The sequence below is a fragment of the Umezawaea sp. Da 62-37 genome, from assembly GCF_032460545.1.
Classification (GTDB): Bacteria; Actinomycetota; Actinomycetes; order Mycobacteriales; family Pseudonocardiaceae; genus Umezawaea.
Window position 1 is genome coordinate 9142688 of the sequence record NZ_CP135965.1, and the last position, 12070, is coordinate 9154757.

At 70.9% G+C, this 12070-nt stretch carries 9 protein-coding genes; 4 read left to right on the plus strand and 5 right to left on the minus strand.

Going from position 1 to position 12070, the window contains the following annotated elements:
• Window positions 1-143: 143 nt before the first annotated feature.
• The gene (locus tag RM788_RS41470) at window positions 144-1718 is read left to right on the plus strand and encodes an MFS transporter (RefSeq protein WP_315925587.1); all 1575 of its coding nucleotides are present in this window, start codon (window positions 144-146) and stop codon (window positions 1716-1718) included.
• Between the two features lie 39 nt (window positions 1719-1757).
• Here RM788_RS41470 and RM788_RS41475 read toward each other — a convergent pair whose 3' ends face one another.
• Together RM788_RS41475 and RM788_RS41480 are read right to left on the minus strand one after the other, a co-directional pair.
• Window positions 1758-1994, minus strand: a complete 237-nt coding sequence (locus RM788_RS41475) for a hypothetical protein (RefSeq protein WP_315925589.1) — start codon at window positions 1992-1994, stop codon at window positions 1758-1760.
• 313 nt (window positions 1995-2307) lie between these two features.
• Window positions 2308-4293 carry a KedN5 family methylcobalamin-dependent radical SAM C-methyltransferase gene (locus RM788_RS41480; protein WP_315925591.1) on the minus strand — a complete coding sequence of 662 codons (1986 nt, stop codon included), beginning with the start codon at window positions 4291-4293 and terminating at the stop codon, window positions 2308-2310.
• Between the two features lie 278 nt (window positions 4294-4571).
• Here RM788_RS41480 and RM788_RS41485 point away from each other — a divergent pair, with 278 nt between their 5' ends.
• From RM788_RS41485 to RM788_RS41495, 3 genes are all read left to right on the plus strand, one after another.
• Entirely contained in the window at window positions 4572-6110 is a 1539-nt protein-coding gene (locus RM788_RS41485; protein ID WP_315925593.1) for a 4-hydroxyphenylacetate 3-hydroxylase family protein, read from the plus strand.
• A gap of 127 nt (window positions 6111-6237) precedes the next feature.
• Window positions 6238-6567: a YciI family protein gene (locus RM788_RS41490; RefSeq protein ID WP_315925595.1), complete on the plus strand. Its 330-nt coding sequence runs from the start codon at window positions 6238-6240 to the stop codon at window positions 6565-6567.
• 25 nt (window positions 6568-6592) lie between these two features.
• Complete coding sequence (locus RM788_RS41495; RefSeq protein WP_315925597.1) at window positions 6593-7834, plus strand: RNA polymerase sigma factor; 1242 nt, start codon at window positions 6593-6595, stop codon at window positions 7832-7834.
• A 10-nt stretch (window positions 7835-7844) separates the two neighbouring features.
• Here the strand turns inward: RM788_RS41495 and RM788_RS41500 are convergent, their stop codons facing one another.
• Genes RM788_RS41500 through RM788_RS41510 form a run of 3 tightly spaced genes read right to left on the minus strand, consistent with a single transcriptional unit; the run spans window position 7845 to window position 11949 of the window.
• The gene (locus RM788_RS41500; RefSeq protein WP_315925599.1) at window positions 7845-9431 is read right to left on the minus strand and encodes an outer membrane protein assembly factor BamB family protein; all 1587 of its coding nucleotides are present in this window, start codon (window positions 9429-9431) and stop codon (window positions 7845-7847) included.
• The gene (locus RM788_RS41505) at window positions 9421-10698 is read right to left on the minus strand and encodes a PQQ-dependent sugar dehydrogenase (RefSeq protein WP_315925601.1); all 1278 of its coding nucleotides are present in this window, start codon (window positions 10696-10698) and stop codon (window positions 9421-9423) included. The genes RM788_RS41500 and RM788_RS41505 overlap by 11 nt, the downstream gene beginning before the upstream one ends.
• A 27-nt stretch (window positions 10699-10725) precedes the next feature.
• On the minus strand, window positions 10726-11949 hold the full coding sequence (locus tag RM788_RS41510) for a putative PEP-binding protein (protein ID WP_315925603.1): 1224 nt from the start codon (window positions 11947-11949) through the stop codon (window positions 10726-10728).
• Window positions 11950-12070 lie beyond the last annotated feature (121 nt).

Consider the following 12070-nt stretch of genomic DNA (forward strand, 5'->3'; position numbering starts at 1 on the left):
CGGCGATCGGACGATTCACCCGCGGGGTCCCGGTCCGCACACCGCAAGGTGGAAGGTGCCGTTCCCGGTGGGAACTGGAACTCTCCGGACGAGAGGGCACCCGCGACCAGGGCGATCGGTGATGGCGAGAGGACATGCGGACAGTGACCGTCGACGAAACGCATCGCGGGACCGCGGGCGCCAGGCAGTGGGCCGGGCTGGCCGTGCTGACCCTGGCCGTCCTGATGGTCACCTTCGACATGTTCGTGCTGCTGCTCGCACTGCCGGGGCTGTCGGCCGACCTGCGGCCCAGCGCGGTGGAACAGCTCTGGATACTCGACGTCTACGGGTTCGTGGTGGCCGGTTTCCTGGTCACGATGGGCATGCTGGGCGACCGGATCGGCAGGCGGAAGCTGCTGGTGATCGGCGCCGCGTGCTTCGCGGTGGCGTCGCTGGCCTCGGCGTTCGCCACCAGTCCCGCCATGCTCATCGCGCTGCGCGCCCTGCTGGGCGTCGCCGGGGCGACCCTGGCCCCCTCGTCGCTCGCGCTCATCACCACCATGTTCCGGGACGCCCGGCAGCGCGGCGTCGCCGTCGGCGTGTGGGCGGCCGGGTTCACGGTCGGCGCGATGCTCGGCCCCATCGTGGGCGGGGTGCTGCTCGCGCACTTCTGGTGGGGCTCGGTGTTCCTGATCGGCGTGCCGGTGATGGTCCTGCTGCTCGTGCTGTGCCCCGTGCTGGTGCCGGAGTTCAAGAACCCCGACGCGGGCAGGCCGGACGTCGCCAGCGCGGTGCTGTCGCTGGGCGCGATGGTGGCCGTGACCTACACGCTCAAGCAGACCGCCCGCTACGGCTGGCACCCGCTGCCCGTCGTGGTCGGTGCCGCGGGGCTCGGGCTCGGCTGGCTGTTCGTCCGCCGCCAGCGCCACCTGGCCGATCCGGTGGTGGACATCGCGCTGTTCCGCGACCGGTCGTTCAGCGTCATGCTGACCGGTCTGCTGCTGTTCGGCGTGGTCGGCGGCGTGAGCATGATGTTCATCACCCAGTTCCTGCAATCCGTGTCCGGGCTGACCCCGCTGCGGGCCGCGTTCTGCATGGTCCCCGGCATGGTGGCGGGCGTGATCGGCACGACCGTCGCACCGGTGCTGGGCCAGCGGATCCGGCCCGCGCTCCTGATCGGGCTGGGGGTGCTCGGGGTCGCCCTGGGGTACGTCGTCTTCACCTGGCTCGACGCGGACTCCAGCCCCGCCGTGCTGATCGCGGGCTTCGTGATCATCGGCCTGTGCCAGGGGCCGATGCTGTCGCTGGGCGTGAACATGGTGGTCGGCGCGGCCCCTCCGGAGAAGGCGGGCTCGTCGTCCTCGATGGCGCAGATCGCCAACGAGACGGGCGCCTCGCTCGGCGTCGCGATCATGGGGAGCGTCGGGGCCGCCGTGTACGTCGCCCGGCTGGCGCCCGACCTGCCCGCGGGACTGCCCGGTCCCGCCGCGGCCGCCGCCCAGGAGAGCATCGCGCGAGCCGTGGCCATCGCGCCGGACCTGCCCCCGGAACAGGCCACCGCGCTCCTCGCCGCCGCGCGGGAGGCCTTCGCCGACGGCATGAACGTCTTCGCGGCCGTCAGCGTCGCCGTCCTCGCCGCGGTGGCGGTCCTCGTCATGATCATGCTCAGGCACGTTCCCCCGACCGCGCAACGGGAAGCGACTCCCGAGGCGGCCCAGGAGGGCCTCGCGGCGGGCTAGCTGTTGAGCGCTGACCCGGTGGGGATTGCGGTCCCCGCACTAGGCGTTGAGCAGGTGGCACAGTTCCGCGTCGGCCAGGCGCGGCCCCGCGGTGTCCGCGACGGTCAGCAGGCCGGTCGGCAGGTCGAGTCCGCTCACGGACGTGTCGGTCGCGGACGTGTCGGTCGCGGTGTGGAGGGCCACGTGCGCGGAACCGGCGTCGACGAACCGCGCGAGCACCCGCGCCGGTGTCGACGCGGTGATGTCCGTGCGCGCCGCGGACCGCAGATCGGCCACGTGGCCACCTCTTTGACCGACGCGGGGTGCTCGTCGACCCGGATCCCGGCGCACCGCGCGTTCCGCGGGTCATCGGCCGCGATCCGGGGGACGACCCTGCTGCCGATCGCCGGTACAGGTGCGCCTGACCCGGCATCGACGGTCATGAGGTGTGGTGATCGGAAAGAGCGGCCGTGCCACAGAAGAACAGGCCCGCGGCGTGCTCTCCACCGTGGCACGGCCGTGCCGGCCGATGCGCGGCGGTCGCGGAGGCCCGGCACGCGAACAGCGGCGCCCCCGTCCACCGGACGGGGGCGCCGCGTCGTCCTCCGGATCAGCAGGAACCCTTGTCGCCGGTCAGGTTGGACACCGCGCCGTCGACGGTCACGACGGCGGTGTTGGCGTTGGCGTTGGCCTCGGCGACGGTCATCGCCATGAAGTGCACGATGGTCTCGTGGTTCGTGGAGGCGACCGCGCTTTCGCACCCGAGCTTGTAGCAGAGGTCCAGCTCGGTGGTGCGCGGGGTGAGGTCGGGCTTCTCGTCGGCGCGCAGCCGGGCGAGGATGGCGGGGACGTCGTAGTCGAGCCGGACGGTGCGCCGGTAGTACTCCTCGCCGCGGATCGTCATGAACTCCAGCCCGGTGGTGTCCGGCGCGTCGGCTCCGGGCGGGGCCGCGATCGGCTGGGTGAGCAGGTCGTAGCGGAGCATCTCGTCGAGCACCGGCGCCACCTCCTCGGGGACCAGCGGGCGGACCTTCTCGTTCCACCAGCGCGTCAGCATCCGCTTGACGTCGGGCTCCCGGTAGATGTAGCTGATGGCGGCGCCGACCTCGCCCGTGCCCACGACGACGCTGTCCAGCGTGTGGCGCAGCGGCTCGGCGGCCGGGTCGTCGGTCGTCCTGATCCACTCGTCCATGCTGAGCAGGACGGCGGTCTGCCGGAGGCCTGCCAGCTCGCGCAGCCCGGCCCAGACGCACCGCAGCACCGCCATCTCGGCGATGACCCTGGCCCAGAACAGGAAGCGCTGCATGTCCTGGTTCTGCGCGAAGGTGACCTGGCGGTTCTTCAGCACGTACTCGAAGTCGTCGTTGTCACCGCGCACCGAGATGATGCCGTGGAAGTCGCGGCGGTCGCCGTAATCGGTGTTGGGCAACAACAACATCGGGTAGCAGGCGATGCGGGACACCCGTCGGGCGAGCTTGTCGTAGCCCGCCATGAAGGACTCGACGGTCTCGCCGGGGGCGCCCCAGATCAGTTCCGCGTAGCAGTCCAGGCCCTCGCGGTCGAGCCACTCGGACAGGTCCTCCCACTCGTTGACCTTCATGTTCTTGCGGTTCATCAGGTCGAGGGTGTTGCTGTCGAGCGTCTGGAGGGCCAGGGTGAAGGAGCTGCGCATCCCGGCCTCCTTCATCTTCTTGACGATGGCGAAGAACGTCTTGGACTTGTTCTTCGCCCACGACGTCTCCAGCGCCCTGGGGAAGCCGTACTGGTCGCGCACCTCGATCAGGTCGTCGACGAACTTCAGGTCGCCCGGCAGCAGACCGAAGTTGGCGTCGCACACGACGATCGTGTGCACGCGCAGCTTGGCGAAGAACTCCAGCTCCGCGCGCAGCCGCTCGCGGGAGAACGCCCGGACCTTCTGGCCGACGGCCCCGCCCCAGTAGCAGAAGGAGCACTTGTAGGGGCAGCCGCGGTTGGTCTCCATCAGCGCGACGTCGTAGCGGAACTGGCCCTGGTCGTCGGCCATCTCGATGGCACCGGTCAGGAACGGCGACGGGATGTCGTCCAGGTTGGCCATCCGCGTGCGCTCCACGGTGGTCTGGAGCGCGCTGTCGGCGTCGAGGTAGGAGATGCCCTGCACCGTCGCGAGCGCGTCGGCGTCCGCCCCGTTCAGGTAGGCGTGCAGCAGGTCGCGGAAGATCAGCTCGCCCTCGCCGTTCACCACGACGTCGACTTCGGGGAACATCGCGAAGACCCGCTTGGCCTGGTTGGCGACGTGGGTGCCGCCGAACACGACCCAGCCTTTCGGGTTGAGCTGCTTGAACGTCTGGGCGAGCGCGCCGAAGGCGCGGAAGCTCCACCCGAACACCGAGAACGCCAGCACGTCCGGGACCCGCTCGCTGAAGAGCTGGTACGCCATGGACGACAGGGTGATCCCGCCGCGGAAGTTGCGGATGTCGATGTCGAACCTCGTGGCGAGCACGTCGTCCGCGAGTGCCGTCGCCTTGAGGTATCCGGACGCGAGCGGCATCGATTCCAGCGGCATGTCCCAGATGCCCTGCTGGACGAGGTCGACTGTCAGCTTGCCGCTGTCGGTCATGGTGGCCCTCTTCTCCTCGGTGGACGACCGGTCGTTCGGCGCGCGACCACACTGGACGAGCTTCACACCGGTGAACCCGTCCTGGCACCTCTCCGATTGCGGTTCGTACGTTTTCCGGACCAACCGGCACGTCCGCCGAAGTCCTTGCGCCGCAAGGGGGAAGCGCAACTCCCGACGTGCGGCATTGTCCGCACCGGGGAAGGTGCCCGCGGCCGCCGCGGGGTGTGACGATCGGCGGCAGGAAGTGGCAGGCGCGGCGCGACAGGGGAGAACGTCCTATGGGGTCTCGTCCGCTCACCGGTGACGAGTACGTCGAAAGCCTCCGCGACGGGCGGGAGGTGTTCCTGTACGGCGAGCGGATCAAGGACGTGACGGAGCACCCGGCGTTCCACAACGCCGCCCGGATGACCGCGCGGCTGTACGACGCGCTGCACGACCCCGAGCACAGCGCGGTGCTGACCACCGCGACCGACACCGGCGGCGACGGGTTCACCCACCGGTTCTTCACCACGCCGCGCAGCGCCGAGGACCTGGTCGCGGCCCAGGGCGCCATCGCGCGCTGGGCCAGGCTCTCCTACGGGTGGATGGGGCGGAGCCCGGACTACAAGGCCTCGTTCCTGGGCACGCTGGGCGCCAACGCCGAGTTCTACGAGCCGTTCGCCGACAACGCGCGGCGGTGGTACCGGGAGTCGCAGGAGAAGGTCCTCTACTGGAACCACGCGATCGTGCACCCGCCGGTGGACCGCAACCTGCCGCCCGACCAGGTCGCCGACGTCTTCGTCCACGTGGAGAAGGAGACCGACGCCGGCGTCGTGGTCAGCGGGGCGAAGATGGTCGCCACCGGATCGGCGCTGGCGCACTACAACTTCATCGCCCACTACGGACTGCCGATCAAGGACAAGAAGTTCGCCTTGGTGGCCACGGTGCCGATGGACGCGCCCGGCATGAAGCTGATCTGCCGCCCGTCCTACGCCGCCACGGCCGCCGTGATGGGCAGCCCGTTCGACTACCCGCTGTCGTCCAGGTTGGACGAGAACGACACGATCCTGGTGCTGGACAAGGTCCTCATCCCGTGGGAGAACGTCTTCGTCTACGGCGACGTGGGCAAGGTGCAGATGTTCGCCGGCCAGTCCGGGTTCTTCGAGCGGTTCACCTTCCACGGGTGCACCCGGCTGGCGGTGAAGCTGGAGTTCATCGCGGGCCTGCTGGCGAAGGCGCTGGAGCTGACCGGGACCCAGGACTTCCGCGGCGTGCAGTCGCGCCTCGGCGAGGTGCTGGCGTGGCGCGACCTGTTCCAGGGGCTGTCCGACGCCGCCGCGCGCAACCCCGTGCCGTGGCGCAACGGCGCGGTGCTGCCGAACCCCCGGTACGGCATGGCCTACCGGTGGTTCATGCAGGCCGGGTACTCCCGCGTGCGCGAGATCGTCCTCCAGGACGTGGCCAGCGGGTTGATCTACCTCAACTCCTCCGCCGAGGACTTCAAGAACCCGGAAACGCGGCCGTACCTGGACAAGTACCTGCGCGGTTCCGACGGGAGCGACGCGGTGGAGCGGGTCAAGGTGATGAAGCTGCTGTGGGACGCGGTGGGGACCGAGTTCGGCGGCCGCCACGAGCTGTACGAGCGCAACTACGCGGGCAACCACGAGAACAGCCGGATCGACGTGCTGACGGCGGACCAGGCGACCGGGCGGCTCGACGACTGCAAGGCCTTCGTCGAGCGGTTCCTCGACGAGTACGACCTCGACGGGTGGACCGTGCCGGACCTGTCGTCGTTCGCCGATCTGCGGGCCCGGCGCTCGGACCTCTTCGACGCGTGAGCCGTCGCGACACGTCCGGACCACACCCTTCACCGTCCGTGAACGGGTGTGGCACCATGTCGCGGAGTCGGGGAAACTCCATGGCGCGGTCGGATGACGCACCTCACGACGACGAAGGACTGCCTGCATGCCGCAGTACGCGATTCTGATCTACGAGAAGGAAATCCCGGTGGAGGACATCCCCGCGGACGTGATGGAAGCCAACATCGCCGCCGAGGGGAAGATCAAGGCGATGGGCGTCCGCGTGGTGGCTGAGCAGGCGCTCCAGCCCGCCAGCACCGCCACCACGATCCGCAAGGGCGGCGTGGTCACGGACGGGCCGTTCCTGGAGACCAAGGAGGCGTTCGCCGGGAACTTCGTGGTCGAGTGCCGCGACCTGGACCAGGCGATCGAGGTCGCCAAGCTGCTGCCCATCATGGAGGGCGGCATCGAGATCCGTCCGCTGCACGAGATGTGACCGGCACCCCCTGAGGTGGTCGCCCGTGGACGGGCCGGGTGTTCAGCGAGCCGTCGCGGAAGCGCACCGCCGCGAGTGGGCCAAGGTGCTCGCCGCGACGGTGCGCTTGGCGCGCGACCTCGACCTGGCCGAGGAGTGCGTGCAGGACGCCTACGTCGCCGCGCTGCGGACGTGGGCCGTCGACGGCGTGCCCGCGAACACGGGGGCCTGGCTGGTCACCACCGCCCGTCGGAACGTGCTGGACGCCCTGCGCAGGGCCCAGGTCTTCCGGGCGAAGATGCCGCTGCTCGTCGTGGACGACGTGGCCGAGGTGAACTTCGTCGACCACCCGGTGATCGAGGACGACTGGCTCCGGTTGACGTTCATGTGCTGCCACCCCGCGCTGGGGCCGGAAAGCCAGATAGCCCTCACCCTGCGCCTGGTGTGCGGTCTGAGCACACCGGACATCGCGCAGGTGTTCCTGGTCTCCGAGACCACGATGCGCGCGAGGGTGGGCAGGGCCAAGAAGAAGATCGCCGCGGCGCACATCCCGTTCCGGGTGCCGGAGGCGGCCGAGCTGCCGAGCCGCCTCGACCCCGTGCTCACGGTCATCCACCTGCTGTTCACCACGGGCCACACGGCGCCGTCCGGGGACGACCTGACCCGCGCCGACCTCTCCGAACGCGCCGTCGACCTCGCCCGCACCCTGCACTCGCTGCTGCCGGGGGAGCGCGAGGTCCGAGGTCTGCTCGCCCTGCTGCTGGTGAACCACGCCCGGCGCGGCACCCGCGTCGCCGCCGACGGCAGGCTGTTGCTGCTGGAGGAGCAGGACCGGTCCGAGTGGGACCGGTCGACCATCGAGGAGGGCCACCACCTGGTGGTGGACGCGCTGCGCGGCGGGAAGCCCGGCAGGTTCGCGTTGCAGGCCGCCATCGCGGCGCTGCACGCCACGGCGCCGACCTACGAGGAGACCGACTGGGGTCAGGTCCTCGTCCTGTACGACGCGCTGCTGACCGTGTGGCCGTCGCCGGTGGTCGCGCTCAACCGGACCGTCGCCGTGGCCATGGTCGACGGCCCGGCCGCGGCGCTGCGCGAGGTCGAGGCCCTCGAACGCGACGAGCAGCTGGCCGGCTACCACTACGTGTCCGCGGTCAAGGCCGAGCTGTACCGCCGCCTCGGCCGCCACGAGGAGGCGGCCGAGGCGTATCGCGTGGCACTGGAACTGGCGGACAACGGGGCGGAACGGGAGTTCCTGGCGAACCGCCTCGCGGAGTCCTCGAGCGGGTAGCCGGGGCCGCTCAGCACCGCCCCGTCGTGCCGCGGGCGAGGCGGTAGGCCACGATCTCGGCCCTCTCGGTCGCGTTCTGCGGCCAACCGCTGGCGGCGAGCACGGTGTCCCCGCTGATGGCCACGGAGGAGTTCGTCGTCCCCGGCAGCTTCGTCTCCCAGACCGGTGCGCCGGTCCGGGTGTCGTGGGCGTGCACCACACCGTCGAACGTGGTCGTGAAGACCACGTCGTTGGTCAGCGACGTGCCGCCGTACGGCGACGCGCCGAGCGGGTGGGACCACTTGATCCGCCCGCTCGCGAGGTCGAGCGCCACGACCTCGCCGCGGCCGTCGGTCAGGGGCGGCACCGACGGCGTCGACTGGGTCGACCAGGTCATGCTCAGGTTGTTCACGGCGACGTACGTGGTCGTCCGGTCGACCGCGCCGGGCGCGGCGACCCCGCCGAGCGCGCCGGGGTACAGCTCCAGCGGGAAGGTGGGCAGCTCGTCGTACCGCCCCGCCAGCGCGAGCAGGTTGTCGTCGTCGTGGCCGTTGTGCCTGCCGACGGGCGTCTTCCAGAGCAGCCGTCCGTTCGCGCGGTCCATGACGTAGACGTAGCCGGTCTTCCCGGAGGTGACCACGACCGGCTTGCCGCGGACCGTGGTCAGGATCGGCGAGTTCTGGAGGTCCCAGTCGTAGATCCCGTGCGGCGCGACCTGGTTGTGCCACAGCACCCGCCCGGTCTTGGCCGACAGCTTCACCACCGAGTTGGAGTAGAGGTTGGAGCCGGGGCGGCTCGACCCCCACGGCAGCTCCTCGGTGCCGACGAACGGGTTGGGGTTGGCCACCGAGACGTAGACGTCGCCCTTCTCGTCGAAGGTGGGCGGGTACCACAGGCCGCCGCCGGAGTTGATGTCCGGCCGTCCCCACAGGTCGGTGGGAACGGTGTTCCACTTCCACTTGGTCGCGCCGGTGCGCGCGTTCATCGCCCAGAGGACCCCGACCGCGCCCGCGGCGTCGCCGCCGTTGAGGAAGCTGGGCACCGTGGAGAGGTAGACGGTCCCGTTGTGCACGCCGGGGGCCATGTCGATGGCCTCGTTGTCGTTGCGCGTGATCGAGTGCCGCCAGACCTCCCGGCCGGTGCGCGCGTCCAGGCCGAACGCCTCGGTCTTGGTGGCGCCGAGGACCACGCCGTCCTCGACGGCGACACCGTTGGGGCCGTTGGTGTGCGAGTCGTACATTTTCGTCCACAGTGGACGACCGGTGCGCAGGTCGATGGCGTAGACGTTGGAGTCGAGGTCCTGCGTGTACACGACCCCGCGGACGACGACCGGCGTCGCGGCGTACGCCCCCGGCCACTGGTCCGTCGGCGCCTTGATCGGCACGGACCACGCGACCTCCAGGTTCTTCACGGTCCGGGAGTTGATCGGCCCGGAGACCGAGCGCGTGCCCTCCTGGTCCGCGTTCGGCTGCGACCACGAACCCCAGTCGCAGCCGTGGTTCCCGGTGGAACCGGTCGCCCCTACGGCCTCCGTGGCCGCGAACGTGGTCGGGGCCAGCGCGGTAAGCGCTGCCACGGCGAGTGCGGCGGTGCCGCGCGCCCAGCGGTCAACGGTCATGGTCGTCGCCTTCCCAGTCGTCCCAACGCCACAGGCACCCGGTTCCGGGTTCGGCGCGCACGCCGCTGTCGGACATCTCGAACCTCCCGAAGTCGAGCACGTAGAGCGCGCCGTCGGTCGGGCCGACGGCGACGTCGATGGGGCGGTGCACCTTCGGCCCGCCCGTGAGCGGCCGCGTCGACCAGTCACCGGTGTCGACGAGCAGCAGACCCCGGCCGACGGTGGGGTGTCCCGGCGGCGCGGTCATCGGGGTCTCGTCGCCGAACAGGGTGACCACGAGCCGCCCGGAGGGCGTCGCGGCGAACTTCGTCGCGGCCACGTGCGGGTCGAACTCGACCAGCGCGGCCTCGGGGGCGGGCAGCTCCTCGTGCTCCGCCAACACGAAACCCGGTTGCGGCCCGCGCACCGGGCGGAACACCGGGTCGGTCACCGGCACCCCGGAGATGAAGTCCGGCCAGCCGTACCAACGGCCCTCGACCACCTCGAACAGCAGGTCCGGCGCGTTGCCGATCGGACGGCTGCCGCGGTCGTCGGCGCCCTGGTCCAGTGCGAGCAACCGGCCGTCGGGCAGGAACCCCAGCCCGAACGCGTTGCGCAGCCCCCAGGCCACCAGTTCGAGGTTCGACCCGTCGAGGTCGCAGCGCAGCACCGCGGACGTGCACGGAACGGCGGCGGGAATCTTCTGCCCGGCGGCGGTTTTCGTGCCGAACGGGACGAACGCGCCGGTCGTGGCCGTCGCGTCCGGGTCGTCGTCGAACGGGTCGGTGGTGACCGCGTGCGCACCGGCCAGGGTGATGTCGAGGCCCGGTACGTCGTGCGCGTGCGGCAGGCGCTTGAGCCAGCCGACCTCGTAGGCGTCGAGCCCGATGACCCCCAGGTTCGACATGGCGCCCTGGCCGAAGTAGAGCTTGCCGTCTGGGCCGACCGCGGCGGTGTTCGTGTGGTAGTTGCCCGGTCCCGGCATGCCGTCGACGACCGGCGTCCGCGTGCCGTCGGCGTCGATCCGCGTGATGCGCCCCGCCCCGCCCTCGGACGCGTAGAGCGCTCCGTCGTGCAGGCACAGCCCGGTGACCGGCGCGGCCAGACCGTCCACGACGACCGTCCCGGCGGTGCCCCGGTCGGACTCGGTGAGCAACCGGACCCGGCCCCCCGGCCGCGCGCCGCCGAAGGGCAGCCCCGACTCCGCGACGTAGACCGCGCCGTCGGCGTCGAACACGAGACTGGTCGGGAAATCCAGACCGTCCATCACGATGACGGGCTCTGACACGCGGGCCTCCCTGAAGTGGTTGGTGGATCAGGCGGAGAGTTCCACGGCACCGGCGAACCGCCGGAGCTCGGCGTTGCACACCATGAGTCGCCGCGCGGGGAGGTGCCGCAGGTAGTGGTCCACGTCGGCGCCCAGCGCGAACACGTGGACCGGCACCCCCGAGTCGCGGCCCGCCCGGACGGTCTGGCGCAACGCGGCCAGCACGGCCGGGTGCCGGGTCTGGTAGGCCGCGGCGACCAGGTGGTTGCCCCGGTCGGCGGCCAGGTAGAACTGGACGAGGTCCTTGGTGCCCACGAACAGCTCGCTGGCACCGGCGGCGCAGAACTCGGCCGCGGAGTGCACGGCGGCCGGTGTCTCGACGAACACGCCGAGCGGGGTGTCGCGGGTCAGGCCGAGGTGGTCGCCCAGCCGCACGAACTCGTCGCCGTCGTTGATGAACGGCACGGCGAAGGCCACCCGGTCCGCGGCGGCGCCGAGGTGGTCGCGCAGGTGGGCGCGCAGTGCCCGGAACGCGGCGGGGTAGTGGTATTCCGCGAGCAGCCACCGAGCGCCGTGCAGACCCATCTCGGGGTTGGCCTCGTGGGCCACCTCGATCCCGGTGGTGATCCGCGCGGCGTCGTCGGAGCGGAGGTCGAGCAGCCTCATCACGAGGCGTTGGCCGGGCAAGAGTTCCGCCACCATCGAGACCAGCTCCGCGGCGACGGCCGCGCCGTAGCGCTCGGCCTCGCGCACCCCGGCGCGCAGCGCGTCGACCGGACTCAGCCCCGCGCTGAGGCACGCGAACTCCTCGCGGATGAAGTAGCTGTCCACCCGCGCGACGCGCGGCGCGATGTCGTTGGTGGACTTGATGTCCGCTGCGTCGGCGATCACCACGCAGATGGACTCGACGCCCTCGATGCCGGGGGCGGGTGTTTCCGCGGCCCGCGGGAAGTGCTCGCCATGGCCGCGGATGACCGACCCGCGGTCGAGCCGGATGGTCACGTCGCCGACGAGGTCGTCCAGCTCCAGCGCGTCGACGCGGAGGACGGGGATGCCGCGCGAGCGGCACAGCGACTGCATGTGGCCGGTCCGGCCGCCCCGCGCGCAGATCACCGCGGCGGAGGTCACGATGGAGTCGTAGAGTTCCGGACCGAGTTCGCCGGTCACCAGGATGGCGCCGTCGACGGGTTTCCCGGTCCGGTTGCACGTGCCGCGAAAGATCCTCAGTTGTGCGTCGACCAACACATCCGCGGGTATCTCGCGAAAGTCCACGCGCGTCCCTCCACCGTTCCGGATCGGACTGCCGCGATCGTGTGGCGCGAAGCGGCCGGTCCGTGTCGATCCGAGGATGGCAGCCCGCGAACCGGGCCCGCATCTTCCTGGATGCGCGGTG